The organism is Roseateles sp. UC29_93, assembly GCF_042695725.1.
GTDB lineage: Bacteria > Pseudomonadota > Gammaproteobacteria > Burkholderiales > Burkholderiaceae_C > Roseateles > Roseateles noduli_A.
This window is the reverse complement of record NZ_CP170545.1, coordinates 210447-232640: the sequence shown is the minus strand read 5'-3', so window position 1 is coordinate 232640 and position 22194 is coordinate 210447. Positions and strand designations below refer to the sequence as shown.

The following is a 22194-nucleotide window of genomic DNA, read 5'->3' as shown; positions in this document are numbered from 1 at the left end:
AAAAGAGGCAGAAGTATACCGCCCCCGACCCGCCCGTTCCCAGTTCCCGTCAGAGCGACGGCTGCTTGCGCCAGAGCATGAAGCCCTGCTCGACGAAGCGGTTCATCACGCGGTCCTGCGACAGCTTGTAGACCGCGCGGGCGATGCGGCCCCGGAGCTCCGGCGAGTTGCAACGCGAGCGGTGCGACAGCGTCACGTACAGGCCCTCGCGCGCGATCGCCGGCATCAGCGGCTGGATCGCCGGACCGCCGTTGCGCGCGGCATAGGCCTCGGCCGGCGTGTCCTCATAGATCATGTAGTCGGCGCGGCCGCGCTGCAGCATCAGGATCGCCTGCTCGATGCTCGCGACCTGGCTGATCTTCAGCGACTGGCGGGCGTAGTTGTCGAACTCGACGCCGAAGCTGTTGTTGATCACCGTCACGCCCTGCTTGGGCGCGAGGTCGCTCCAACGCTTGTACGCGACCGGCGCCGCGGTCCGCGTCCAGATGACGCTGCGCGTCTCGCGGAACGCGGGGTGGAAGTAGTCCATGTATTCGGTGCGCGGCAGCGTGAAGAAGGCGCCCGCGATCAGGTCGATGCGGCCCGCGCGCATCTCCTCCTGCACGCGGCCCCACGGCCCGACGTAGCGGGTCTCGATCGGGATGCCGATCTCCGCGGCGAACCACTGCATCATGTCCGCATTGGCCCCCACCAGCTTCTGCTCGTCGGTCGGATCGCGCCAGAGGTAGGGGGGATACTGAGGATTGCCGGACGCGATCAGCATCGGGCAGCCGGCGATCGGTGCCGGGGAAGTCTGCGGGGACGTCGACGGCCCGGGCGCCGCGCTTGCCTGTGGGGCGGACTGCGGCGGCGCGGTCTGCGCCATCGCGACGACACCCCACTGCGGCGACCCGCCGGGCCCCGACCCGGCGACGGTCAGGCCGATCAACGCGAACGACGAGACGGCAAGGCGGCGCAAGGACATGGTCTTCAGATAATCCCACGCATGGAAGCTTGGCTGCAACAGATGATTCACCTGATGCTGGAGACCCTATCTCTCCCGCAGGTGGGGCTGGGCGCGGTGTTCGTCATCGCGCTGGTCTCGGCGACCTTGCTGCCGATGGGATCGGAGCCCGTCGTGCTGCTGCTGGTGCACGCGAAGCCGGAGCTCTTCTGGCCCGCGATCCTCGTGGCCACGGCCGGCAACACGATCGGCGGCGCGATCACCTGGTGGATGGGCTACGGCGCGGAACGCGCGTACGAAGCCGCCGTGCACCACACGCCGCGGGACCAGCGCGTGCTCGGCTGGCTGCGTCGCTTCGGCGCCAAGACCTGCCTGATGAGCTGGCTGCCCATCGTCGGTGATCCGCTATGCGCCCTCGCGGGCTGGCTGCGTCTGCCGTTCTGGCCTTGCGTGGCCTACATGGCGGTGGGCAAATTCATGCGCTACCTGCTCATGACCGCCATCGGCATCGCCATTTTTGAGTGAGCCGCGTCGGCCGCGGGTGGGTTGGGCTTCCCGGCACAATTCCGGGACCCAAGAGGAGACCCCCATGAGCACCCCCAGCACCCCGGCGTACGACGCCCTGTGCCAGCGCCACCAGCGCATCCATCGTCTATCCCACCTGCAGGCGATCGCCTCGTGGGACCAGTCCGCCTTCATGCCGGCGCGTGGCGCGCAAGCCCGCGCCGAATCGCTCGCCGAGATGGGCGGGCTGCTGCACCAGCTGGGCACCGACCCGGCGCTGCGCCAACTGCTCGACGACGCGGCGCAGGAGCCGCTCGACGACTTCCAGCGCGCTTCGCTGCGCGAGATGCGCCGCGTGTGGCGCTCGGCGAACGCGGTGCCGCAGCGGCTCGTGGAGGCGCGCTCGCTGGCCAACTCGCATTGCGAGCATGAGTGGCGCCATCAGCGCGCCGCCAATGACTGGACCGGCTACGTCGAGAACCTGCGCCCGGTCGTCCGCTACGCGCGGGAAGAGGCGCAATGCCTGTCCGATGATTCGGGCCTGAGCCGCTACGACGCGCTGCTCGACCACTACGAGCCCGGCATGCGTTCGGCCGACATCGACCGCGTCTTCGGCGATCTGCGCCAGTGGCTGCCCGGCCTGATCCGGCAGGTGATGGCGCGCCAGGCGACCGACAGCGTGATCCATCCGCAAGGGCCGTTCCCCGCCGCGTCGCAACGCGCGCTGGGCCTGGATGCGATGAAGCTGCTGGGCTTCGACTTCGAGGCGGGTCGCCTCGACGAGAGCGCCCATCCGTTCTGCGGCGGCGTGCCGGAGGACGTGCGGATGACGACGCGTTATCGCGACGACGGCTTCCTGCAGAGCCTCACCGGCACCATCCACGAGACCGGCCACGGCCGCTACGAGCAGAACCTGCCGCGCGAGTGGCTCGGCCTGCCGGTGGCCGGCGCGCGATCGATGGGCCTGCACGAGAGCCAGAGCTTGTCCTTCGAGATGCAGCTGGCCTCGCATCCCGGCTTCGCCGGACTGCTGCAGCCGCTGGTGGAGCGTCATCTCGGCCAGCAGCCGGGATTCGCCGCGGACAACCTGCACAAGCTGATGACGCGTGTCGCGCCGGGCTACATCCGCGTGGACGCCGACGAGGTGACCTACCCGGCGCACGTGATCCTGCGCTACGAGATCGAACGCCCGCTGATCGAAGGCGAGATCGAGGTCGAGGACATCCCCGCGCTGTGGGACGCCAAGATGCAGGAACTGCTGGGACTGGACACGCGCGGCAACTACAAGGACGGCTGCATGCAGGACGTGCACTGGGGCTGCGGGCTCTACGGCTACTTCCCCTGCTACACGCTGGGCGCGATGTACGCGGCGCAGTGGTTCGCGACGATGCGCCGCGAGCGGCCCACGCTGGATGCGGAGATCACGCGCGGCGAACTCACGCCGGTCTTCGACTGGCTGAAGGCCCGCGTGTGGTCGCAAGGCAGCCGCTGGGAGACGCCGGAGCTGGTGCAGCGCGCCAGCGGCGAGGCGCTGAATCCGGCGCACTTCCGCCGCCATCTGGAAGCGCGCTACCTGGGCTGACGCGACGCCGCATCGCCAATGGAAAAGGGCACCCCGCGTGGGGTGCCCTTTTCTCCTTGCGCGTCCGCGGTCTCTACCCACGGCGCTCCCAACGAGTCGTCGAGGACTCGAATGCTGGATGACAGCTCGCCCCTGGCGGGGTCAGGCCTTGCCGGCGGCCTTGCGGCGCACGACGACGCCCATCATCCCCAGGCCGGCCAGCAGCAGCACGATGCTCTGCGGTTCCGGCACGGCGCTGACGCTGACGTTGTCCAGCGAGGTGCCGTAGGAATCGCTGATGCCCGCCGCGGCGAAGCGCAGCGTCATCGGGCTGCCGGTGCCGGTGAAGGTGGTGGTCAGGGTCTGCCAGGTGGTGGTCGTGTTGTTGCCGACCAGGCCGCTCAGGCCGCCGATGCTCCAGTCGATGCCGTTGCTGGCGGCGCTGCGGAAGTCGGGGCGGTTGGCGTAGGAGAACGACAGCGTGTAGGTCGCGCCCGCCACGGTGTTCAGCGTCTGGCTGATCCAGCTGTTGCCGGTGGTGTCGAGCTCGACGTAGTTGCCGCCGCTGAACGCGCTGCCCGCGACGTTGTTGCGGATCTCCAGGCCGTTCGGGCCGACGGTCCAGCCGGCGGTGCTGCCGACGATGCTGTAGCTGCCGTTGCCGATCGCGTTCGATTCGAAGCTGCCGTTGTTGATCAGGTTCACCGGGGCCGCCAGGGCGACCAGCGGGGCGGCGAAGAGGACGGCGGCGAGGAGGCGCTTCATGGGACAGGCTCGGGAAGTTCGACAAGAGGTGCGCAGGAGCGTCTGCGCTTGTGTCGAATTGTTCGAGACCGTCTCGCGGGTGCCATCCCCCTGGGCGATGGGGATGGCGATGCGTTTCGTGACGCAGTGCACGCCGCAGCGCGGCGCGCCGGGGTCAGGTGGTGCGCTTGCCGCCCTTCGTGGCGTTCGTGGCCTTCGCGGCCTTCGTCGCCGGGCGCTTCGGGCTGGGCTTGGTCGCCGGCTTGGGCGCCACGCCGGCCTGCGCGGCACGCAACATCGCGACTTCCGCGGACAGCGCCTCGATGCGTTCCTTCAACTGCGCGACGTCGTCCGCCGCCGGCACGCCCAGCCGTGCGAGCGCGCGCGCCACGCGATCCTCGAAGATCGATTCCAGCTTGTCCCAATGCTGGCCGGCACGCGAGCCGACTTCGCCGGCCAGATCGCTCATGCGGCGCGCGGTGGCGTCGAGCGTCGCCTCGGCCTTGCCGACGGTGGTGGTGCCCTGGTCCTGCGCTTTCGCGAACGCCGCCAGCCCGGCCGACCAGATCTGCTGCGCCGAGGTCTTCACCTGCTCCGCGAACGGCGTGTCCGCCGCTTCGGCCGCCTTGGCCTTGGATGCTTTGACCGCCTTGGCCGCCTTGGCCGAGTCTGGCGAGGCGGACCCGGCATCCTTGCGGCGGCCTTGCGCGGGCTGGGGCGCGGCCGTCTTCTGTTGCTTCTTGACCATGGGCATTCCTTGTCGTCGTGGGGCGAGGGATCTGAGGCCCGTCGCTCGCCGAGAACCGGACTATAGGCGGCGTGTCGTGCCTCACGCTGACTTCGACCTGACCCGCAACCCCCCATCGGGGCGATGGGTGCAGGGACCAGAATATTGGCCATGTCCTTGCCGCCCTCTTTGCCGACCTCGTCGCGGGGCCGCCACCCCGGCGACGAATTTCCCGACACCGTGCCCCAGCCGCTGACTGATCCGTCCCCGGCCCTGCCGCCGCTGGCGATGGCGGGGGAGCTGCCGCTGCGCAAGGGCGCGTTCATCGACTGTCCGCAATGCCGTGCGCCGATGCGCCATGTGAGCCTGCCCGGCCACCACGCGCCGGCGACGGTCGACATCGATCATTGCGAGCCTTGCGGCCTGGTCTGGTTCGACGCGCGCGAGTCGGTGCATCTCTCGACGGCCGCGTGGATCCAGCTGTTGCGCGACCTGAATCGCCTGCGCCGAAGCGACCGGCCGCATCAGCCGGACCGCGCCTGCCCGCTGTGCGCGAAGGCGCTGAAAGAGGTTCGCAACCTCACGCGCTACGGGCGCTTCCCGGTGCTGGAGTGCGGCAGCTGCGGCGGCCATCTGCACAGCCAGGCCGGCATGCTGGCCGAGCGCGGCCTGGTCCGCCCCCTGCTGCCCGGCGAACGCTACGCGCTGCAGGCCGAGAAGCGCACGCTGTCGTGCCTGAGTTGCGGCGGCCCGGCGGACGGCAAGAGCGAGGACTGCGCCTGGTGCAAGAGCCCGCTGCTGATGGTGGACATGCCGCGCCTGGCGAATGCGCTGCGCAGGCGCTCGCCGTCGGAACCGCTGCTGATGCCCAACGGCGGCAAGCCGGTCGGATGGTCCTGCCGCGGTTGCGGCGCGCCGATGGACCCGACGCGCGAGACGCGCTGCGGGCGTTGCCATCACACGGTCGTCGCGCCGTCGATGGACGACCTGGGACCCTTGCTCGACGCCCTCGAACACGATGGACAGGAGGCCGACGAGCAGCTCGAGCGCGAGCGCCGCGCGCGGCTGGCCTCCTATAACTTCGAGCAGCGCGATCCGGCCGGCGGCAAGCACGGCCTGTTCTGGAAGGGCAAGTACGAGAAGCGCTACGACGCGGAGAACGAGCGTCGCGAGGGCCGCCGTGATGGCGGGCGCGACTGGTCGTCGTCGGGTTGGCCCTCGTCCTCGGACGGTTCGCCGCCCACGCTGATCGAGATCGCGATGCGTCTGGCTTCTCTGTTGCTGAAGTGATCCGTGCGCGCCGTGAGCCTGGCGCCCGAATGAACACGCAGGGCGCGCCGTGGGCGGCGCCCGGTCAGAGCTCCAGCACCCCGATCGGCTTCGCGCAGGCCGCGGGCGTGCCGCCGCCGCGCACGACGAAGGGCAGCTCGCCCCACGGGCCCGAGTCGCGCGGGCAGCCGTTGCGCAGCGTCCCGCCCGGGCAGCCGCAGCCCTTGGTCTTGACCAGCTTGTCCAGGGTCTGCGACTGCTGCGGATTGAGCTTGGGCAGGTCGTGCCGGAAGACCAGCTGCAGCGCCGTGGTCGGCGCAGGGGCGTCCAGCGCGGGCACCGGGCCGAGCAGCGTCGCCATCGACTGGGTTTCCTTCAGCGCGGCCGCGGGCTTCATGCCCTTGGCGCGGCGCAGATAGTTCAGCGCCACTTCCATCGCCGCGTAACCGCGCGCGGCCGAGGCCGTGAACGGCTTGCGGAACGCGGCCCCGTAGGTGTTGGCCACCTGGTCCCAGCGGCCGCGGTCGATCGTCAGCACCGGGCACAGCACGGCGTCGACGCGCTCGGACAGCGTCGCGTCGAAGTCCATCCAGCACGAGGTCCGCGCGCTGATCCGCAGGCCGGTCTGGCGGCGCAGGTCGGCGGCGATCTTCTCGCCGGCATTGAGTTCGATGCGGCCCAGCTGCAGCTGCAGGTCCTGGGCCTTCATCCGCTCCGCGTTGCTGGAGATGAAGGGGATGCCCGCGGCCCGCAGCGCGTCCGCGCCGGCGTTGATCTCGCACCAGTTGCCCAGCACCACGTCGACCTTGGCCTTGATGAACTCCTGGGAGATGGCGTCCGCCTTGCGGGCGTCGCAGCCGCTGTCCTTGACGATCAGCTTGGGCGCGGCGTCGCCGGGCCAGGTCTTGAGTGCCAGCGTCATGCCGAGCTGGAGTTCCTCGGCCTGCTCGGCGCTTGGATAACTGCCCGGCAGGATGACCCCGATGGTGGCGGCGGCGGCGGGCGCGGCGGCGCACAGCCATGCGGCCGGCAGCACGGCGACCAGGGCGCCGGCCAGGACCTTGCGGATGTTCATGACGATCCCTCTTGTTCTTCGTGGCCGTGGTCGGCCGTTCGTTGACTTTGTCGCCCGAACTGCTTGGTGGCGTCCGAGTCCGGAGGTATCGCCTGCGCGGAGGGCGCGCGCACTGGAGGTTTTCCCGGAAGTCCCCACGAATGAAAACGCCCCGGCGGGCCGGGGGCGGTAAGACGTCACAGTCGTGACAGGAAGTGCGGCATGCGCGCAACGCAGACCGTACAGCGCACGAGGCTCAGAGAGGCCAACCCTGCAGCACCAGCTTGCCACGTTGGCGCTGACTCTCCTGCAGCGCGTGAGCGCGCTTGAGGGTCTCGGCGGTGATCGGGCCGACGACGTCGGACAGCGTCGTGCGGATCTTCCCGGCGTCGACCAGGGCCGCGACCTCGCTCAGCAGGCGGCCTTGCGCGGCGATGTCGTGCGTCGCATGCATGCTGCGCGTGAACATCAGTTCCCAGTGCAGCGACAGCGACTTGCCCTTGAGCGCCATCACGTCCAGGTCGTTCGGCCCGAAGTCGTCGATCATCGCCAGCTTGCCCTGCGGCTCCAGCGCCTCGACGAGCCCCTGGAAGTGCTGCGGCGTGTGGGTGAGGCTGGTGACGTAGCGCAGCGGCGGCACACCGTGCTTCTGCAGCGCGGCGATCTGCGGGGCGATCGGTTCGCGATGGTTGATCACGTGGTGCGCGCCCAGCGCCTGGAGCCACTTGCCGCCTTCACCGTCCGGCTCGGAACTGGTGCCGATGACCGTCAGGTGGTCGTACCGGCGCGCCAGCTGGACCAGGATCGAGCCCACGCCGCCGGCCGCGCCGGTCACCAGCAGGCTGACCGGACGCTCCGGCTGCTGCTGCACCTGCAGGCGGTCGAACAGCAGCTCCCAGGCGGTGATGGCGGTCAACGGCAGCGCGGCGGCTTCGGCGTCGCTGAGCGAGGCCGGCGCCTTCGCGGCGATGCGGTGGTCGACGCTCTGGAACTGCGCGTTGCTGCCGGGACGGGTGATGTCGCCGGCATACCAGACGCGATCGCCGACGGCGAAGCCGGTGACCTCCGGTCCGATCGCGCGGACCGTGCCGACGGCGTCCCAGCCGAGGATCACGGGCGTCGTGCCGTCGGCGCTGGCACGGCGCACGCGGATCTTGGTGTCGACCGGATTGACGGCGATGGCGGCGACCTCGACCAGCAGGTCCTTCTGACCGGGGGCGGGCGTGGGCAGTTCGAGGTCGATGAGCGACTCGGCCTCGGTGATGGGCAGGGACTTGAAGTAGCCGACGGCTTTCATGGCGGGACTCCTGGAGGTTCGGATGGAAGGGAAAAGGTGGGGAAAGACGGAGGTGGCGGGAGGCTGTGGGAACGAATGGTGAGCCTTCCGGCAGAATCAATGAAGAGCGCTGAATCGCTATCAGTTTCAACACGGGATTGAAGATCGCCGGAGGGAGCCGCCATGGACATCGAGAACACCGCCGAACTGCGCCTGCTGATCGAATGCGCGCGCGGCGGCAGCCTGACGGCGGCGTCGCGGCAGATGGGCATCACGCCCGCGGCGGCCAGCGCGATGCTGAAGAAGCTGGAGGCGCGGCTGGGCGTGCGGCTCGCCGAGCGCAGCACCCGGGCGCTGCGGCTGACCGCCGCCGGCGAACGGCTGAGGGACTACGCGCAGCGCGCGCTCGAGCTGCTCGATGAAGGCCTCGCGCTGGTCTCGGAGGGCGGCGACGAGGCTTCCGCCAAGGGGCGCGGGGCGACGGCGCTGCGCGGGCGGATCCGCGTCAGCGCGTCCAGCGACCTGACGCGGCGCATCGTGCTGCCGCTGCTGGATGATTTCCTCGACTGGCATCCCGGGGTCGAGCTGCAGCTCAACGTGGGCGATGCGCTGCAGGACGTCGTGCGCGACGAAGTCGACCTGGCCCTGCGGTATGGCGAACTGGCCGACTCACGGCTGGTCGCGCGCAAGCTCCATGACGGACGCCGGCTGCTGGTGGCCTCGCCGGACTACCTGAAGCGGCACGGCCGGCCGTCCCATCCCGGGGAACTCACGCAGCACGAGTGCATCCGCTTCAAGATCGGCGACCGGCTGGAGCGCGAATGGCGCTTCTGGCGACGCGACGCGATGCAGGCGGCGCCGCTGGACGTGACGGTGCAGGGGCGCCGCACGGCGGACGATGGCGGCATCGCCCATCAGTGGGCCCTCGAAGGGCGGGGACTGACCTACAAGAGCTGCCTCGACATCCGCGACAGCCTGGCGAGCGGCGCGCTGGTTGAGGTCCTGCCGGACTGGGTCGGGCGGCCGATGCCGCTGCATGCGCTGATGCCCAGCCAGCGCTTCCTGCCGCAACGGCTGAAGGCGCTGGTGGATCACCTGGCGGAGGGCCTCAGGCGCTGATGCGCCAGGAGAGCGCAGGAGCGCGCCGCTCGGCAGCCGTTCAATGCTTGTGGTCGCCGTGACCCGCGTGCGGGTCCTTGGCATCGGGCGACACGACGGGGCCAGTCCTTGCCGGTGCCTGGACGGTGACCGTCGAGCGGGACTTGTCCGCGCTCTCGAACACGAAGGTCAGCGGCACTGCGTCGCCAGTCTTCAGCGGGCCCTTCAGGTCCATCAGCATCACGTGATAACCGCCGGGCTTCAGTTCCACCGGCTTGCCTGCCGACACCGCCAGCGCGGCCACCGGCCGCATGCGCATCACGTCGCCGTCCATCGCCATCTCATGCACCTCGGCCACGCCGGCCGCCGGAGTGCTGACCGAGATCAGCTTCACGTCCGTCGGCGACTTGATCTGCATGAAGGCGCCCGTCGACTTCTGCTGCGGCACCGTCGCGCGCACCCAGGCGTCGGCGACGACGACCTGGGCCTGCGCCAGACCGGCGGTCAGCAGCAGGGCGGGAACAAGTGCCAGGCGGGCAAGGGAACGGGTCTTCATCGGGGCGTCCAATCCAGGATCTATGACGATCCGGAAGTATCGGTCATCGCTCTTCGAGCGCGCCCATCGAGCGCAGGACCTGATGGACGATCTCCGCCCGTTTCGGGGAGAAGGCGGGATCGGTCATGTCCATGTTCAGGGCGAAGTAGACGGGACGCGCGTCGCGGTCCTGCTCCACCCAACCGACGAACCAGCCGAGGCCCGGCCTGGTGCTGTCGGCCCAGCCGGTCTTGGCGTACAGGCGCCAGCCGGGACCCTGGTCCCGCAACATCACCTGGCGCGCGATGTCGTAGGTGCGGTCGGACAGCGGCAGCGCGCGGTCATGCACGCGGCGCAGGAACTCGATCTGGCCGACCGACGAGATGCGCATGTCGCCGTCGAGCCAGAAGCGGTCGCCGATCGGACCGGCGACGGCATTGCCGTAGCGGAAGTCGCGCACGAACTGCTGCACCGTCGGCTGGCCGATCTGCCGCGCCAGCGACTGGAACACCCACACCGCCGACACCTGGTAGGCCGAGGCGAGCGTCTGGTCGTGGTTCCAGTCCTCGATGCGGCGCTTCGTGCCGTCCCACTTGAAGGCTTGTGTCTCGTCCACGGCGGCGCCGGTCTCCAGCGCGATCAGCGACATCGGGATCTTGAAGGTCGACGCCGGCAGGAAGCCTTCGAAGGCGCGGACACTGTCCGACGCAATCCAGCGATGCGCGCGGGTGTCGAGCAGCACGAGCGTGCCCTTCGTCCCGAGTTCGGTGAAGTGGCGTTGCAGCTCGGGCCGGGTTTCCCAGCGCTCGCGCTGATCGGCGGGCACGGTGGCGACGGCGCCCGAGGCGGTGGACGCCCACTGCGCGATCGATGCGCGGCAGGCGGTGAGGGCGAGGCAGGCGAGCAGGGCGCTCGCCATCAGGCGTGGAAAGGACATGGCGGTCTCCGGTCTGTGAGGGATGCCGCCAGTGTGCGAAGTCCACCGACCCCGAACCGCATCGAAGTGACGTTACGCCCGTTGCGCCCGGTCCGCCCGTTGCGCCCGCCGCTCCCGTCCCTCCGGTTCCGCCAAGGCCCGATCACAGCGAGTGCTGCCGGGGCCGGAATGATGTGGGGGGTTCGCGGAGGCGATGCCCCCCACGTCGTGGAGTGCCCGCGCTCGACCTCCCGCCGTATTCAAGGACCTCACGCCTGCCGCGACTGCGGCATCAACGCCTCGGCCTCGTCGAGATAGCGCCGCCTCGCCCCTTCATCGCGCAGCTTGCGCGCCTGCAGCCTGGCCTGACGCACGAGATCGGTCGCGCTGAACGCATCACCTTCATCCAGCGCATGCCGCGCCCACAGCAACAGGAACGCACAGCGCTGATCAGCTGGGATCTGCGACTGCCGCGCCCGGCAGGAGGCCCAGCGCTGCGCCGCGAGGTCGCCGAAGGACGTGGCCGGCAGGGGCAGGCCTTGCGTGGTGGCCAGTCGCTGGAGCGCTGCGAAGTCCAGGTGTCCGAGCGCCGCGAGCCGCAGCAGGAAGATGGTGTTCAGCAGCGAGCTGCGCCCCAGCTGCCAACGCGCGCAGAGCGCGTCGCTGAGCAGCAGCCAGCGCAGCGCGTCCTCGATGCCCGGCCCGTCGGCGGGCAGCAGGTCGGCCTCGACAAGCCGGCCGAGCGCGTTGGACAGATTGGCGGCGCAGACCTGGAGCGCGTCGGGCAGTCCGGCCAGCGAGGCGCTGCGCAGCGCGTCGCCGAGGCTGGCCAGCGACTGCGTCGCGAGCGCCGCGTCGCCGCGGGCGATCGCGAGGTCGCGCAGCACGATGCCGCGCAGGTTGCCGTGGTCGCAGCGCAGCGTGGAGTCGGCGGCGAGCACGTCGGGATCGACCTCGTCGAGCTTCTCCAGCGCGGGCGCCGCCTGGCCGAGGCTGCCGAACCAGTGCCAGGCCGCGAGGATCGCGACGCGGGCGCGCAGTTGACGCCGCTCCAGGCGCGGCAGGCGGCTGTTGTTGAGCGTCTGACCGAGGTCGCGCAGCTCGTCCTGCAGCGCGGCCCAGTCGCCGAGCCGGCGCGCGATGCGGGCGCGGCGCAGGCCGAGTGCGGCGGCGGCGGCGTCGTCCCCCCGGCGGCACGTGCGGCGCGGCCTGCTGCAACGCGAGGCGGGCGGGATAGAGCTCGCCGCGGTCGAGCAGGTAGTCGGCGCGGGCGAGCGCCTCGGCGTAGGCCAGCGGGAGCAGCGGCGCGGCGGCTGGCGCGCGCACCGGGCGCTGCTGGCCGAGCCATCGGGCGAGGGCTTCGCCGGTGGCGGGTTCACCGTCGATCTCGAAGCGGCAGCTCGGCAGCAGCGCGGCGTTGAGCCAGAACGGGCCGCTGCTGCGGGCGCTGGCCTCGATCAGCGCGGCCAGCGGTCCGTCGTCGAGCAGCGCGAGCGCGCGCCAGACCTGCGTGCGGTGCAGCTCGGCCATGCCGGCGATGCGCTCGCGCAGCTCGGCGCGCGAGCACGGGCTGTCGATGCGCGCCAGTCCTTGCTCGTGCGCCTGCAGCAGCGCGGCGAGCAGGCGCGGCAGCAGCCGGCCGCGCAGTTCGGGCAGTCCGTCGATGCGCAGCCCCTGCGGCAGCAGCTGGATGCGATGCAGGGGCAGGTCGGCTGCTGGAGCGGCGGCGACGAGGGAGGCGGCGGGAGGGGTCATTGGAGGCGCATTCTGCGCCGGGTGCTTCGGCGGTGTGACGGCATCGGCGTAACGGGCGTTACGCGTGTGGGTTACGCGTGTGGGTTACGCGTGTGGGTTACGCGGGGCCGACCTGTCGACCGCTCACCGCTCACCGCTCACCGCTCACCGCTCACCGCTGGCCGCGGACTGCGGACCTTCTGCTTTTGAGCTGCCGACCTGCCAATGTGCTGATGTGCTGAGTGCTGACGTGCTGACGTGCTGACGTGCTGACGTGCTGACGTGGGTGTCGAGGAGGGTAACGAAACGTCAGGCCCGCCCCTTGCCTGTAGCTGTCCATCACAACTCGAGGGGACTGCCATGGTGGCAAAGAATGAGGCCTGGTATCCAGGCGAGGCCGATGTCGGCGGAATCGTCGCGCCCCGCGCGTCGACTTCCGCAGTGTCATGGGGCGCGGTGCTGGCCGGCGCCGCTGCCGCGGCGGCGCTGTCGTTGATCCTGCTGCTGCTCGGCGCGGGGTTGGGACTGGCCGCCGCGTCGCCCTGGGCCGGCGACGGCGCTAGCGCCGCGACGCTGGGCGTGGCGGGCATCGTCTGGCTCGCGTTCACGCAATTGGCGGCGTCCGGACTCGGCGGTTATCTCGCCGGCCGGCTGCGCGTGCGATGGCGCGATACCGACGCGGACGAGGTCCATTTCCGCGACACGGCCCATGGCCTGCTGTCGTGGGCGGTGGCCACGCTGTTCACCGCCGCCGTGCTGACCGCCTCGGTCGGCGCGATCGCCGGGATCGGCGTGAAGGGCGCGGCGTTGGCGGCCGGGACCGCGGCCACAGGGGCGGCGGCTGCGACAGCTGCTGCCGGGACTGCGGCGGATGAGTCCGGCGTGAAGGGCAGTTCTTCGGGAACCGCGCGGACCGCGCTGGGGAGCGGCGATTTCGGCTACTACGTGGACACGCTGCTGCGGCCCGCGGCGACGGCACCGACAACGGCATCGACGTCCTCCGCGGCGCCCGCCGGGGCCAATCCGGCGACGCTGCGCGCGTGGCCGGATGCCTCGATGGTCCATGCGGAGGAGCAGTCGTCGGCGTCGTTGAATCGTCTGCTCGTGCGTGCGTTGCGCGATGGCGGGGACGCTGTCGCCGGAAGACACGCGCGCCGCGGGACAACTGGTGGCGCAGCGCACCGGCCTGACGCAAGCGGAGGCGGAGCGGCGCGTCACCGAGACGCTGCAGCGGGCTCGCGCCGAGGCGCAAGCCCTGGAGACCCGTGCCCGTGAAGCCGCCGACGCCGCTCGCAAGACGGCGCTGACGACGGCGTTGTGGATGGTTGTCGCGCTGCTGATCGGCGCATTCACCGCGAGCCTGCTGGCCACCTTCGGCGGCCGGCAGCGCGACCTCATCGACTGAGACAAGGAGAACTCACATGCGATCGTTGCTGCTCTTTTTCCTGGGCGTGCCCATTCCCATCATCATCCTGATCGCGTTGATCAGATGATCACCGCGCGACCGCAAGCCTGCGGTCGCGCGATGTCCGCAGGGCGATGAGCGCGGTGCCCAGAGCCCCTGTCGGATCAACCATACTCGACGTCGTAACAACTGTTGTGACGACCGCTATGGAGAGAGGCGCTCGCCCCCGAATTCAACATCTTTCGCCGCACCGAATCGAAAGACTGGCCGTTCTCGGCGGCAAGGATGAGGGCGTCGGGTGAAGGACCGAAGTCACTGTCTTGCAGGAATTCCCTCGATTGCTCCAACGACTGGTTGAACAGCGCAGTGATGATGTCGAGCGCGTCCGGGCGCATCTGATCGACGGCCCGGGCCTGGACGTTGTAAGGGTAGTCAAGGAAGTCCAGCATCTCGGGGATGTTGCCCGGCGGGGTGCCATAGGGCTTGATCTTGACGTCGCCGGCGGGAGCGAGCCTCAAGACAAGTGAGGCCACCATGGACTTTGCTTCCCGCGCCATGCGCAGCGTCTGCAGGCCGTCGGTGCAGGACTTGAGCTGGGTCCGCAGTTGATCGAAGCGCGTCGCCAGCTTCGGCGCAAAGCGTGGGCACTCGGCCAATTCGGTATGGTCCTGGACGTACAGGGCGCAATCCTCGATGTAGGCCGCCTTGCCCTTCAAGGTGTCCGGCATGGGGCGTCGGAAAAGTTCGGCGGCCAGCTTCTCGGCGGGTGCGTACTTCGCCATGCTCTGGACGAACACGTCCCCGCTCAGCGGATTGATAACGAAGGCTTCAAGGGTCGGGAGAGGAAACGACATGGACAAGGACGGTTGATGAGGAAGGGCCATGAGTCCGGCTCAACCTGGTCCGGTTCGCCATTTCCTTCAGCGGCCCTCCGTTCGTCCAGCGGGTGACATCAGTCGGTGTTCAGTTCATCGACCGAGTGGCGGTCATGGCTGCGGGCTCGGTGCTTTCGCCGTATCGACGCCATGTATCAGGCGCATGCGACAGCCGATCCGCCACGACCTTGAGGACGGCGGGATTCCAGACCAGGCCGCAATGGCTGCCGTCGACCTCGACGTTCTCGACCATCGGATGGTCCTCCGGCTGCACGCAGGCCTGCCACGCGACGACGCCGTCGCTGCGGCTGTAGATCGAGGTCGTCGGCACCTGCGGCGCGGCGATGAGGCGCGACTTGAAGTCGTCGTCGAGCACCGGCAGCCTGCCGTTGACCCAGCGGTAGATCAGGCTGACGTTGGTCTGCGTCGCCTCGCCGGTGATCGGCGTGCCGATCGTGATGACCTGGCGCACCGGCAGCGAGATGCGCTTGGCGATCTCGCGCGCATAGATGCCGCCGAGACTCCAGCCCACCAGCGACACCGGCTGCGACTGTCCGGCGACGAGCGCCTCGATGTCGGCGGCGAGCGTGTCGAGCCACAGGTCGATGTCGCCGGTGGGACCGGTGTTGATGCCGCGTCCCCAGTCGCGTGCCGCATAACCGAGCCCGTGGCAGAAGCCCACCAGCGGCGCGATCGACTGCGCGTCCGCGGCCAGGCCGGGGAACACGATGACGGGGTGTCCGTCACCGGGCGGATGGCCGCTGCGGTCCATCATGCGGCAGCTGGCGTATTCCATCGCGGCACGCAGCGGCTCGATGCCGAGCAGGGCCCAGGACGGGGAACAGATGACCGGTGCCGGGACGGGCATCGCATCGGGAAGGGCGGCGATCTTCTTCATGGTCTTGAGGCCGCCTCTCCGGCGTGACCTGCGAGGTCGGCGGCGAGGTCGGCAGAAGGACAGTTGAGTCGATCTTTCCGCAAGCCGCGTTCCACGGGCATCCCCACAAGGTCGCATGTGTTCGTCGGACGGGACCTACATCCGGGGGATGGGCTGCGATCTCTCCCACCATTGACGGAAGTCAGAGGGAGCGGCGGTTTTTCAGTGCGGCCCAGAGCTAGGCTTTCAGTCCTTGAACGGATTTCGAAGGAGCGCGTGTCATGAGCGTCTTGACGATCGACCTGTTGCCGATGACCGTGTCGCAAAGGAGGACCATCCAGTTGGACCCGCTGGTCCTGCAACAGATGAAGGTGAAGCCCGGAGAACAGATCGAAATCGATCTTCTGCTGGACGGTTGCTGTGTGTTGCGCGGTCCGCGCTCCGGTGACATCAGCGATCTTTACGGCATCCTTGCCAACGTGCCGAGGGGCCGCGCCGGTCCGGTGTCCATCGAGGAGATGAGCGAGACGATCGCACGTGGTTGGGCGGGGGAAAAATGAGGATCACGGTGGACACGAATGTCCTGGTGAGGATCGCTGTTCTGGATGATCTCGATCAGGCTCGTGCCGCTGCAAGACTCCTCGTTGAGGCGCAATTGGTCATCGTGACCGTCGCATGCCTCTGCGAATTCGCTTGGGTGCTGGGACGATCCTACAAGTTCGCGTGCGAGGACATCGCCGAAGCGATTCGTAGCGTCGTGGAGAAACCCGCCGTCAAGGTGGATCGACTGGCTGTCGCCGCAGGTCTGTCGATGCTTGACTGGGCGGAGATTTTGCTGACGGCGCCATTGCTTGCGAAGGTCGTCTTGCAGGCGGTGAAGTGTTCATGACGTTTGACAAGCAAGCCATGCGCAAGCTCATTTCGTTGGGGAATGCCGTGGACAGTCCATCCGGTGAGAGGCTGCTGGCGGAGCCGGATCAATGAAAATCCCGGCTCTCCGTCCTCAACCGTCCCAGCATCGGGGTCAGGTCTTGCAGGTGTCCGGCGATCAGGTTGCGCACGTCGCCGCTGCGCTGCCACTTGCCCTTCACCGCCATCAGGCGCGAATGCAGCATGACGTGCCGCTGCCGCTGCCACAGCGCGCGGTGGACGATGACCTGGATGTCGCCGGTCTCGTCTTCCAGGGAAATGAAGATCGTGCCCTTGGCCGTCGCCGGCTGCTGCTTGACCGTCACGATCCCGCAGCCGCGCGCCGGTCGGCCGTCGGGCAACTCGTTCAGTTCCTCGGCCGACATCCAGCGCTGTTCGCGCAGCAGCGGCCGCAGCAGCGACAGCGGGTGGCGGCGCAGCGTCAGGCCCAGCGACGCGTAGTCGAAGACGATCTCCTCGCCCTCCGGCGCCTGCGGCAGCGCGAGGAAATCCTCCTGCACCGGCGCAGAAGCCAGCAGCGGCGGCGGCGCATGCTGCGCGGCCGCATCCCACATCTGCTGGCGGCGGTGGCCGCTGATGCTGGTCAACGCATCGCCCGCCGCCAGCATCGTCATCTGCTGCTGGTTCAGTCCGGTGCGTCGCGCCAGGTCCTCCGCGTCGTTGAACGGGCCGTTCCGACGCTCGCGGCAGATCAGCGCCGCCGAGGCCTGCTGCAGTCCCTTGACCAGCCGCAATCCCAGCCGCACCTTCACCGGCGCCGCGTCGGCCGCGAGCGCTTCCTCTGCGTCGAGGTAGGGGTCGCCATCGTCTTCCACGGCGATGCCGTCCTCATCCAGTGGCATCGCATCGATCGTGTCGGCGGCCGCGCCGCGCTGCGTCGGGCGGATGACACGCCCATCCGCGCGCTCCAGCGTGCAGTCCCAGTCGCTGTGCATCACGTCCGGCGGCAGCACCTCGACACCCTTGCGTCTGGCCTCCTGCACCAGTTGGCTCGGCGAATAGAAGCCCAGCGGTTGCGCGTTCAGCAGTCCCGCCAGGAACTCGGCTGACCGGTGCCGCTTCAGCCAGCTGCTCGTGTAGACCAGCAGCGCGAACGAGGCCGCGTGCGACTCCGGGAAGCCGTATTCCGAGAAGCCCTTCACCTGCTCGAAGATCTGCTCGGCAAAAGACACCGGATAGTTCCGTTCCCGCATCCCGTCGATCAGTTTCGCGCGGTACTTGTCCAGGTTGCCCTTGCGCTTCCACGCGGCCATCGAGCGTCGCAGTTCGTCGGCCTCGCCGCCTGAGAATCCGGCCGCGATCATCGCAATCTGCATCACCTGCTCCTGGAAGACCGGGACGCCCAGCGTGCGCTTCAGGACCGTCTCCAGTCCCTGCGGATAAACGACCTCCTCGAAGCCCTGACGTCGCTGCAGGTAGGGGTGCACCATGCCGCCCTGGATCGGCCCGGGACGCACGATCGCCACCTCGATGACCAGGTCGTAGAACTCCTTCGGTTTCAGCCGCGGCAGCATGCTGCGCTGCGCGCGGCTCTCGATCTGGAACACGCCGATGGTCTCGGCACGCTGGATCATTTTGTAGGTCTCGTCGTCCCCGTCCGGGATGTCCTTCAGCTCGAACGGATAACGCTCGCGCTTGCCGACGAAGTCCAGCGTCTTGCGGATCGCCGTGAGCATGCCCAGCCCCAGCACGTCGACCTTGAGCAAGCCTACCGCGTCGAGGTCGTCCTTGTCCCACTCGATGACGGTGCGGTCCGGCATCGAGGCGTTCTCCACCGGCACCATGCGCGTCAGCGGCCCGTGCGTCAGCACGAAGCCGCCCGGGTGCTGCGACAGGTGTCGCGGGAAGCCCAGCAGCTCCGACGTGATCTCGACCAGTTGGCGCACTGCGAGGTCGTCGGCCTCGAGCCCGGACTCGCGCAGCCGCTCGGCATCGATGGTCTGGCCGTCCCACCATTGATGGTTGCCGCACAGCGTGTCCAGCACCTCGGGCTCGAAGCCCAGTGCCTTGCCGACGTCGCGCAGCGCGCTCTTCACGCGGTAGGAGATCACCACCGCCGCCAGCGCCGCGCGTTCGCGCGTGTACTTGCGGTAGAGGTACTGGATGACCTCCTCGCGGCGCTCGTGTTCGAAGTCGATGTCGATGTCCGGGGGCTCGTTGCGTTCCTTGCTGATGAAGCGCTCGAACAGGACCTGCATCCGCGCCGGGTCGACCTCGGTCACGTGCGTGCAGTAGCAGACGATGGAGTTCGCCGCGCTGCCGCGGCCCTGGCACAGGATGCCCTGCGAACGCGCGAACTGGACGATGTCGGCCACCGTCAGGAAGTAGTGCTCGTAGCGCAGTTCCTCGATCAGTGCGAGCTCGCGCTCGATCTGCTCGCTGGCCGCGGCCGGCACGCCCTCGGGCCAGCGACGGCCCGCGCCCTCGTAGGTCAGGCGGCGCAGATGACTGGCAGGCGTCTGGCCGTCGGGCACGACCTCGGACGGGTAGTGGTAGCGCAGTTCGTCGAGGCTGAATTCGCAACACTCGACGACGCGCAGCGTCTCGGCGAGCAGGTCGGCCGGGAAGCTGAGCGCGAGGCGGCTGCGGTGGCGCAGGTGGCGCTCGGCGTTGCGGTCCAGCGCCTGGCCGCACTCGGTCAGCGGCTTGCCCAGGCGTGTGGCCGTCAGCACGTCCTGCAGCGGCTTGCGGCTGCGCACGTGCATGGTGACGTCGCCCACGGCCACCAGCGGGATCTCGGTCAGCGCGCCGGCCTCGCGCAGGCGCAGCAGGCGGATCTCGTCGTCGGCGTGCTGGGGCTGGTCGATGCCCAGCCAGCAACGCCCGGTGAAGCGCGACAACAGCCAGCGCGCCATCGACAGCAATTGCGCCGGCGTCGCATGTCGGTCCGGGCAGGCGATCATGACGCAGTCGTCCAGCGTCTGCGGGCCGATGTCGGCCCGCGTGCAGTGGTAGGTGCCCTTCTCGGCCGAGCGCCGCAGCCGCGAGATGAACTGACACAGGTTGCCGTAGCCGTTCAGGCTGCAGGCCAGCACCACCAGCGTGAACGGGCCTTCGTCCCCCGCATCCTGCTCGCCCAACGCGCCCGACGTGCCCAACGCGCCTGAGGCGCCTGAGGCGCCTGAGGTGCGCCCTGAGGCGCCGCTGGGTTCAATGAGGAACTGGCTGCCCACCAGCAGCTTCATGCCGTGCTGCTTCGCGGCCACGTGCGCGCGCACCATGCCGGCCATGCTGCACTCGTCGGTGATCGCGAGCGCGGCGTAGCCGAGCTCCTTGGCGCGCACGACCAGTTCCTCGGGCCAACTCGCGCCCTTCAGGAAGCTGAAGTTGCTGAGGCAGCGCAGCTCGGCGTAGTCGGGAAGGACCGAGGCGCCAGGGAGGGCGGGCATGGTGAGCGGCCTGTACGAACGGAGGGTGCCTGATCAGGCATACATCCCGTGCAGGAACCACGCCTGCACGGCGGACTTGTCGTCGTCGCCGTTGCCCGTCCCGCTCAGCCGTTCCTGATAGACGGCCAGCACGCCGGCGTTCTCGTTGACGGCGATCCAGTAGTCGCGGGTGACCTTGCGGTGCGCCTTCGTGTCGGGGATGCGGTCCCACCAGCCGCCCTCGATGCGATCCGGCCCGACCAGCAGCGTCAACGGGCCCTGGTAGTGCGGCCGGTGCTCGCGCACCGCCAGCCGCAGCGGCGGGTCGAGCAGGAAGGCGGGCTCCGGCACGGCCGGCGCGCGCACCGCCGCCTGCCGACCCTTGCGGCGGGAGGCCGTCCGGCCGTCGCCGCAGGTTCGCCAGCGCGTCTGCCATTCGGGCCGGTGATCGTCACCCAGGACCGGCTGCTGCACCCGCTCAGGACCGAGCCGCGCGGCGATGCGTTCCAGGGTCAGGTACAGCGTCTCGCCGGTGCGCACCACGTCGGGCAGCAGCGAGCCGCTGTCCTCCACCAGCGCCTGCACGCCGACCGCCTCCAGCCGCAGTTCACCGACCGGCGCCAGCAACTGGGTCTTGGCCAGATGCTCGGCCATCAGCCGGCAGAAGTGTTCGAGCTCGCGGATCGGCTCGGCGGTGCGGATCGTGAGGCAACCGCCTTCGCCGGCGTCCTTGGCGCGCATCGAGTCGTGCACCCAGTGCAGCGTGACGCCGGTGGCGCCCGCATGGCGCGCCGCCAGCCAGCCGCACAGCCGCATCAGCAGCGGCCGCGTGCCCAGCAGCAGCGCGGGCGCGTGGTCCTCGCGGCAGGGGAGCTCGACGCGGGCGTGGAAGTCCTCGGGCAGCGCGACCCAGGCGTGCGCCTCGGGCCGCAGTCCGTAGGCCTGGTCCAGCATCGTCAGCAGCGCCGCGCCGAAGCGGCGGCTGATGCCGCCGCGCGGCAGCGCCCGCAACTGGCCCAGCGTGTTGATGCCGGCGCGGCTCAACGGTTCCGCGTGTTCCGCGCCGGCGCTCAGCGCCTGCAGCGGCAACGGGTCCAGCACCGCCTGCAACAGCCGCCCGCCGAGGTCGAGCACGCCGCAACGCGCCAGTACCAGCGCGGCGGTGGCCGACGGCGCCCAGCCGATGCCCACGGCGCCCAGGTCGGGCGCTTCGTCGCTCAGGCGCGCCTTCAGCGCGGGCAGGCCGCGGAACAGCCGCAGGCTGGCCTCGACCTCCATCACGACGGCGTCCTCCATCAGCGCCACGCGCGGCGTGAACTGCAGGCACCACACCGCCAGGCCCGCCTGCGTCTCCGCGCAGATCCCCCAGGGATGCGGCGGCGGCGCGGTCGACGGGTCCTCAAACGGTGCCGGCGGACGAGGCGGCAGGATCAGTGCGACCCACAACATGGGAGAACTCCGGGAACAGGGTGAGCGCCACGGGCTCGTGGAGGGATTCGGACACCGTCTCGAGCAGGGGCCCGGCAATGACCTGTGCCTGGCTGCCCCTCTCGTTGACGGCTTCGGCCACGTCGGCGACCGGCACCGTCATCGGCGCCACCGGGCGCATCGTGCTGGGCCGCATCACGCGCGGGGTCAGGACATGCTCGAGCCCGCCGGGGATCGAGGCCAGCCGCAGCGGGGTCTCGTGGGCGGGGCCTTTGCGCTTGAGGATCTGGACGTCCAGGGCCCAGTCGACATCGATCGTCGCCAGCACCCGCAGCGGCGCCGGCGACGGGTCATGGCGGGCCGCCAGCGGCCGGAACAGGAACACCGGTCCTTCGAACGACTGCGCCAGCACCTGCAGCCGCCGCAACTGCTCGGGCGCGGCTTGCGGCAGCCAGGCCAGCACCGCGCCGGCGGCGTTGGACTTGATCAGCTGTTCGGTGCACCAGAGCCGCTCCGACGGCGCGCGCGCGTCGATCCAGACGAGGTGGCGCTCATCCAGCCCCAGGTGCATCAGGCCGGGCAGGTGGGGGCGCTTGGGCGGTCCGACCATCGCCACCGCGGCACCGTCGGCGACGACGCGTCGGAGCGCCGGTCCCGCCAACCGCCATTCGGCCAGCGAGAACTGCGGCAGCAGCACTTCGGTCAACTGGCGCCCTGGCCAGCCGCCCCCGGGCAGCTCGGCGTCCAGCGCGTCGAAGCCGCTCGGCCAGACGGTGTCGGTGCCGCGGCCCAGCGCGTCGCCGCGCCAGATCGCCTCCGCCACGGCAGGCGGAAGTGGGGCGAGAGGGGCGGACAGGGCAGGCATGGCGGGCGTCGTCGAGAGACAAAAACGCCGGTTGAGGAACCGGCGTGGGATTACTGTATGTGCATACAGTATAGGACGACGACAG

Annotated in this window: 20 protein-coding genes; 7 read left to right on the top strand and 13 right to left on the bottom strand. The window is 69.6% G+C overall.

Going from position 1 to position 22194, the window contains the following annotated elements; genetic code table 11:
* Positions 1 to 49: 49 nt before the first annotated feature.
* The gene (locus ACFJIX_RS01040) at positions 50 to 964 is read right to left on the bottom strand and encodes a substrate-binding periplasmic protein (RefSeq protein WP_377157082.1); all 915 of its coding nucleotides are present in this window, start codon (positions 962 to 964) and stop codon (positions 50 to 52) included.
* 21 nt (positions 965 to 985) lie between these two features.
* Here ACFJIX_RS01040 and ACFJIX_RS01035 point away from each other — a divergent pair, with 21 nt between their 5' ends.
* Together ACFJIX_RS01035 and ACFJIX_RS01030 are read left to right on the top strand one after the other, a co-directional pair.
* Positions 986 to 1468 (top strand): YqaA family protein, encoded by a 483-nt coding sequence (locus ACFJIX_RS01035; RefSeq protein WP_377157080.1) that lies wholly within the window; start codon positions 986 to 988, stop codon positions 1466 to 1468.
* 64 nt (positions 1469 to 1532) lie between these two features.
* Positions 1533 to 3029: a carboxypeptidase M32 gene (locus ACFJIX_RS01030; protein WP_377157079.1), complete on the top strand. Its 1497-nt coding sequence runs from the start codon at positions 1533 to 1535 to the stop codon at positions 3027 to 3029.
* A gap of 141 nt (positions 3030 to 3170) precedes the next feature.
* Here the strand turns inward: ACFJIX_RS01030 and ACFJIX_RS01025 are convergent, their stop codons facing one another.
* Together ACFJIX_RS01025 and ACFJIX_RS01020 are read right to left on the bottom strand one after the other, a co-directional pair.
* On the bottom strand, positions 3171 to 3773 hold the full coding sequence (locus ACFJIX_RS01025) for a DUF642 domain-containing protein (protein ID WP_377157078.1): 603 nt from the start codon (positions 3771 to 3773) through the stop codon (positions 3171 to 3173).
* A gap of 154 nt (positions 3774 to 3927) precedes the next feature.
* A complete protein-coding gene (locus ACFJIX_RS01020) occupies positions 3928 to 4500 on the bottom strand; it encodes a phasin family protein (RefSeq protein ID WP_377157075.1) in 573 nt (190 codons plus the stop codon).
* A gap of 150 nt (positions 4501 to 4650) precedes the next feature.
* Here ACFJIX_RS01020 and ACFJIX_RS01015 point away from each other — a divergent pair, with 150 nt between their 5' ends.
* The gene (locus tag ACFJIX_RS01015) at positions 4651 to 5769 is read left to right on the top strand and encodes a hypothetical protein (protein WP_377157073.1); all 1119 of its coding nucleotides are present in this window, start codon (positions 4651 to 4653) and stop codon (positions 5767 to 5769) included.
* Positions 5770 to 5833: 64 nt separating this feature from the next.
* Here ACFJIX_RS01015 and ACFJIX_RS01010 read toward each other — a convergent pair whose 3' ends face one another.
* Both ACFJIX_RS01010 and ACFJIX_RS01005 read right to left on the bottom strand, forming a co-directional pair.
* On the bottom strand, positions 5834 to 6823 hold the full coding sequence (locus ACFJIX_RS01010) for a hypothetical protein (protein ID WP_377157072.1): 990 nt from the start codon (positions 6821 to 6823) through the stop codon (positions 5834 to 5836).
* Between the two features lie 235 nt (positions 6824 to 7058).
* Positions 7059 to 8099 (bottom strand): zinc-binding alcohol dehydrogenase family protein, encoded by a 1041-nt coding sequence (locus ACFJIX_RS01005; RefSeq protein ID WP_377157071.1) that lies wholly within the window; start codon positions 8097 to 8099, stop codon positions 7059 to 7061.
* A gap of 162 nt (positions 8100 to 8261) precedes the next feature.
* Here ACFJIX_RS01005 and ACFJIX_RS01000 point away from each other — a divergent pair, with 162 nt between their 5' ends.
* Positions 8262 to 9197, top strand: coding sequence for a LysR substrate-binding domain-containing protein (locus ACFJIX_RS01000; RefSeq protein ID WP_377157069.1), 936 nt, complete (start codon positions 8262 to 8264; stop codon positions 9195 to 9197).
* Between the two features lie 40 nt (positions 9198 to 9237).
* Here ACFJIX_RS01000 and ACFJIX_RS00995 read toward each other — a convergent pair whose 3' ends face one another.
* From ACFJIX_RS00995 to ACFJIX_RS00985, 3 genes are all read right to left on the bottom strand, one after another.
* The gene (locus tag ACFJIX_RS00995) at positions 9238 to 9732 is read right to left on the bottom strand and encodes a copper chaperone PCu(A)C (protein WP_377157067.1); all 495 of its coding nucleotides are present in this window, start codon (positions 9730 to 9732) and stop codon (positions 9238 to 9240) included.
* 43 nt (positions 9733 to 9775) lie between these two features.
* Positions 9776 to 10648 (bottom strand): class D beta-lactamase, encoded by an 873-nt coding sequence (gene blaOXA, locus ACFJIX_RS00990; protein ID WP_377157066.1) that lies wholly within the window; start codon positions 10646 to 10648, stop codon positions 9776 to 9778.
* Between the two features lie 248 nt (positions 10649 to 10896).
* Positions 10897 to 12006, bottom strand: a complete 1110-nt coding sequence (locus ACFJIX_RS00985; RefSeq protein ID WP_377157065.1) for a hypothetical protein — start codon at positions 12004 to 12006, stop codon at positions 10897 to 10899.
* 715 nt (positions 12007 to 12721) lie between these two features.
* Between ACFJIX_RS00985 and ACFJIX_RS00980 the strand changes: the two genes are divergently transcribed.
* On the top strand, positions 12722 to 13636 hold the full coding sequence (locus ACFJIX_RS00980) for a hypothetical protein (RefSeq protein WP_377157064.1): 915 nt from the start codon (positions 12722 to 12724) through the stop codon (positions 13634 to 13636).
* 294 nt (positions 13637 to 13930) lie between these two features.
* Here the strand turns inward: ACFJIX_RS00980 and ACFJIX_RS00975 are convergent, their stop codons facing one another.
* Together ACFJIX_RS00975 and ACFJIX_RS00970 are read right to left on the bottom strand one after the other, a co-directional pair.
* Entirely contained in the window at positions 13931 to 14620 is a 690-nt protein-coding gene (locus ACFJIX_RS00975) for a hypothetical protein (RefSeq protein WP_377157062.1), read from the bottom strand.
* Positions 14621 to 14729: 109 nt separating this feature from the next.
* Positions 14730 to 15539 (bottom strand): esterase/lipase family protein, encoded by an 810-nt coding sequence (locus tag ACFJIX_RS00970; protein WP_377157061.1) that lies wholly within the window; start codon positions 15537 to 15539, stop codon positions 14730 to 14732.
* A 260-nt stretch (positions 15540 to 15799) separates the two neighbouring features.
* Between ACFJIX_RS00970 and ACFJIX_RS00965 the strand changes: the two genes are divergently transcribed.
* Positions 15800 to 16078, top strand: a complete 279-nt coding sequence (locus tag ACFJIX_RS00965) for a hypothetical protein (protein ID WP_331614967.1) — start codon at positions 15800 to 15802, stop codon at positions 16076 to 16078.
* An 8-nt stretch (positions 16079 to 16086) separates the two neighbouring features.
* Complete coding sequence (locus tag ACFJIX_RS00960) at positions 16087 to 16407, top strand: hypothetical protein (RefSeq protein ID WP_377157059.1); 321 nt, start codon at positions 16087 to 16089, stop codon at positions 16405 to 16407.
* Between the two features lie 88 nt (positions 16408 to 16495).
* Here ACFJIX_RS00960 and ACFJIX_RS00955 read toward each other — a convergent pair whose 3' ends face one another.
* From ACFJIX_RS00955 to imuA, 3 genes are read right to left on the bottom strand one after another with little or no spacing between them, the layout of a single operon-like run.
* Positions 16496 to 19837: an error-prone DNA polymerase gene (locus ACFJIX_RS00955; RefSeq protein WP_377157057.1), complete on the bottom strand. Its 3342-nt coding sequence runs from the start codon at positions 19835 to 19837 to the stop codon at positions 16496 to 16498.
* Between the two features lie 33 nt (positions 19838 to 19870).
* The gene (locus ACFJIX_RS00950) at positions 19871 to 21265 is read right to left on the bottom strand and encodes a Y-family DNA polymerase (RefSeq protein ID WP_377157055.1); all 1395 of its coding nucleotides are present in this window, start codon (positions 21263 to 21265) and stop codon (positions 19871 to 19873) included.
* Positions 21216 to 22109 carry a translesion DNA synthesis-associated protein ImuA gene (gene imuA, locus ACFJIX_RS00945; protein ID WP_377157053.1) on the bottom strand — a complete coding sequence of 298 codons (894 nt, stop codon included), beginning with the start codon at positions 22107 to 22109 and terminating at the stop codon, positions 21216 to 21218. Before imuA ends, ACFJIX_RS00950 begins: the two co-directional genes overlap by 50 nt.
* Positions 22110 to 22194 lie beyond the last annotated feature (85 nt).

Excerpts from the sequence above, each read along its gene's own strand:
- ACFJIX_RS01040 (WP_377157082.1), bottom strand. The coding sequence starts at position 964 with ATGTCCTTGCGCCGCCTTGCCGTCTCGTCGTTCGCGTTGATCGGCCTG.
- ACFJIX_RS01035 (WP_377157080.1), top strand. The coding sequence starts at position 986 with ATGGAAGCTTGGCTGCAACAGATGATTCACCTGATGCTGGAGACCCTA.
- ACFJIX_RS01030 (WP_377157079.1), top strand. The coding sequence starts at position 1,533 with ATGAGCACCCCCAGCACCCCGGCGTACGACGCCCTGTGCCAGCGCCAC.
- ACFJIX_RS01025 (WP_377157078.1), bottom strand. The coding sequence starts at position 3,773 with ATGAAGCGCCTCCTCGCCGCCGTCCTCTTCGCCGCCCCGCTGGTCGCC.
- ACFJIX_RS01020 (WP_377157075.1), bottom strand. The coding sequence starts at position 4,500 with ATGGTCAAGAAGCAACAGAAGACGGCCGCGCCCCAGCCCGCGCAAGGC.
- ACFJIX_RS01015 (WP_377157073.1), top strand. The coding sequence starts at position 4,651 with ATGTCCTTGCCGCCCTCTTTGCCGACCTCGTCGCGGGGCCGCCACCCC.
- ACFJIX_RS01010 (WP_377157072.1), bottom strand. The coding sequence starts at position 6,823 with ATGAACATCCGCAAGGTCCTGGCCGGCGCCCTGGTCGCCGTGCTGCCG.
- ACFJIX_RS01005 (WP_377157071.1), bottom strand. The coding sequence starts at position 8,099 with ATGAAAGCCGTCGGCTACTTCAAGTCCCTGCCCATCACCGAGGCCGAG.
- ACFJIX_RS01000 (WP_377157069.1), top strand. The coding sequence starts at position 8,262 with ATGGACATCGAGAACACCGCCGAACTGCGCCTGCTGATCGAATGCGCG.
- ACFJIX_RS00995 (WP_377157067.1), bottom strand. The coding sequence starts at position 9,732 with ATGAAGACCCGTTCCCTTGCCCGCCTGGCACTTGTTCCCGCCCTGCTG.
- blaOXA (WP_377157066.1), bottom strand. The coding sequence starts at position 10,648 with ATGTCCTTTCCACGCCTGATGGCGAGCGCCCTGCTCGCCTGCCTCGCC.
- ACFJIX_RS00980 (WP_377157064.1), top strand. The coding sequence starts at position 12,722 with ATGGTGGCAAAGAATGAGGCCTGGTATCCAGGCGAGGCCGATGTCGGC.
- ACFJIX_RS00975 (WP_377157062.1), bottom strand. The coding sequence starts at position 14,620 with ATGTCGTTTCCTCTCCCGACCCTTGAAGCCTTCGTTATCAATCCGCTG.
- ACFJIX_RS00970 (WP_377157061.1), bottom strand. The coding sequence starts at position 15,539 with ATGAAGAAGATCGCCGCCCTTCCCGATGCGATGCCCGTCCCGGCACCG.
- ACFJIX_RS00965 (WP_331614967.1), top strand. The coding sequence starts at position 15,800 with ATGAGCGTCTTGACGATCGACCTGTTGCCGATGACCGTGTCGCAAAGG.
- ACFJIX_RS00955 (WP_377157057.1), bottom strand. The coding sequence starts at position 19,837 with ATGCCCGCCCTCCCTGGCGCCTCGGTCCTTCCCGACTACGCCGAGCTG.
- ACFJIX_RS00950 (WP_377157055.1), bottom strand. The coding sequence starts at position 21,265 with ATGTTGTGGGTCGCACTGATCCTGCCGCCTCGTCCGCCGGCACCGTTT.
- imuA (WP_377157053.1), bottom strand. The coding sequence starts at position 22,109 with ATGCCTGCCCTGTCCGCCCCTCTCGCCCCACTTCCGCCTGCCGTGGCG.